This is a genomic window from Psychrobacter sp. Ps7 (assembly GCF_022129225.1).
GTDB lineage: Bacteria > Pseudomonadota > Gammaproteobacteria > Pseudomonadales > Moraxellaceae > Psychrobacter > Psychrobacter immobilis_A.
This window is the reverse complement of the sequence record NZ_JADQAH010000072.1, coordinates 1-2,307: the sequence shown is the minus strand read 5'-3', so window position 1 is coordinate 2,307 and position 2,307 is coordinate 1. Positions and strand designations below refer to the sequence as shown.

At 45.0% G+C, this 2,307-nt stretch carries 1 protein-coding gene; it reads left to right on the top strand.

The window, feature by feature from the left end; translation table 11 throughout:
- Positions 1–2,307, top strand: a 2,307-nt coding sequence (locus I3257_RS14035; protein WP_238050159.1) for a penicillin acylase family protein, incomplete at both ends; no start/stop codon positions are given.

Genomic DNA, 2,307 nt, shown 5'->3' with positions numbered 1-2,307 from the left:
ATATTCAGCGCACTGAGTTCGGTATACCGCACATCACCGCAAAGGATTACAAAGGTCTGGGTTATGGCGTCGGTTATGCATTCGCAGAAGATAATTTCTGCTCACTAGCGCGTGAAGTTGTAGTCGCTAGCGGTCAGAGTATGCTGTATCTAGGCGCTGACGGTAATTTGGCTAGCGATGCTTTTTATACGTGGTACAACACTGACAAGCGAAAAGCTGAATTTTTAGCAGCTCAAGACCCTGAAGTCATTGATGCTGTGACAGGTTATGCAGCAGGCTATAGCCGTTATTTACGTGACAAAGGCGTGGCTAATATCGATCCTGCTTGTGCCAATGCTGAATGGGTACGCGAGATTACTCTCGATGATTTATTGACGGTCTACGGTAAAGCCAATCTACGTGGTGGCTTATCTAATTTCGTCGGTCCCATTGTAGCAGCGGCACCGCCTTCTATTGCTGGCATTCAGGGTAGCTCAAGAATGCGTAGTGTTCCAGTCGCAAACCCTGTCGTAGAGTCAGCACCTGCATTCAATATGGATACGATTAATGCGATGAGTGGCGGTAGTAATGCCTATGCCTTTGGCAAGGAGGTGACTGGTACTAATAGCGGGGTCATGTATGGCAATCCGCATGAGCCATGGGATGGCGTCCAACGCTTCTATCAATTTCACTTAACGATGCCAGGTGAGCTGGATGTGATGGGTGCGGCTCAACAAGGTCAGCCTTTCCCTAACATCGGTTTTAATAAAGACGTGGCTTGGAGCCATACCGTATCCACTGCCAAACGTTTTACGCTTTATCAGCTTAGCCTAGTTGATGGAGATCCTCTCAAATACAATTATACTAATAGCGCTGGTGTGACTGAGCAGCGCGATATCGAAACCGTTCCTGTCACTATTCAGCTACCAAATAATCAGACGCAGGTTCACAATATTTATGTCTCACAATATGGACCTATGTTAGCGGTCAATTTGCTCAATGGTCAATTACCAGCATGGGGCGCTAATAATCTAGCTTATACTATTCGTGACGCCGCCTCTGAAAACCCAAGAGCACTCAATCAGTGGCGTAGTATGAATAAGGCTACGAGCGTTGAGGACTTAGTCGATAGAATGCAAAGCGTCCTTGGTCTTGGGTTTGTTAATACTATTGCTACCGACCGTAATGGTAAGGCACTCTATGCTGACATCTCAACCGTACCAAATGTGACCAAAGCTAAGCTTGAAGCTTGTAGTAGTGCTGCATCTGGCCCCTTCCTTGGTGCTTTAATTGCCTCTGATTTGCCAGCACTGAATGGTAGTACCGCTGCCTGTGAATGGGGAGTTGATACAGACTCACCGCAAGCAGGTATTTTTGGGCGCTCAAACTTACCTTTCTTGATCCGCGATGATTATGTTGCTAACTCAAATGATAGCTATTGGTTAAGCAATTTAGAGCAACCACTGACTGGATTTTCACCACTCCTACGTCGTCGTTTAGCCCCCTTCTTAGGTGCTAGTCCAGTAGATGGTGTTCCCTTACTTATGCGCTCACGTATGGGACTGGTTCAAATACAAGATCGATTCAGTAATAAAGATAACTTGGGCGGTACTAACTTCAATTTAGACAATATGCAAGAGGTCGTCTATGGTAACCGCAGTTATGTCGCTGAGTTGGTACTCGACGACGTATTAGCAGATTGTCGAGCGAATGCTAGCATGCCTTTGACGGGTGGCTCTACTATTGATGCAACTAATGCTTGTAATATCTTGAGTAATTGGGATCGTCGTAATAATTTAGATAGTAAAGGCGCTCATGTCTTTAGAGAGTTTTGGCGTAATGTGGACTTTAATGAAACGACGGATACGATATTCAGTGTTAAATTTGATGCAAAAGACCCAGTCAATACGCCTCGTGGTTTAATTATTAGTGCGGATACACGTACTGCTTTAGGAGATTCCATTAAGTTCTTCCAAGATAAAAACATCGCTCTTGATGCGTCTTTATCTGATTTGCAGTATATCGTTGATGCTAGTAAAAACGATGAGCGTATTGCTATGCATGGTGGTTTTGGTCGTGAAGGTGTATTCAATGTTGCAGAAACGAGAGGCACAAGCGCTAATGATGGCGCAAACTACCTCATTAATTTTGGTCCGACATATATGCAAACCGTCACCTTTGATAAAAGCGGCCCTGTAGCAGAAGCCTTATTAGGTTATTCGCAAGCTTCTGATACTACTCGACCGTTCCATCGTGACCAGAGTCGTCGCTACTCAGCTAAAGAATGGATTCGCTTACCCTTCAATGCTAATGACGTTAGCAAGCAAG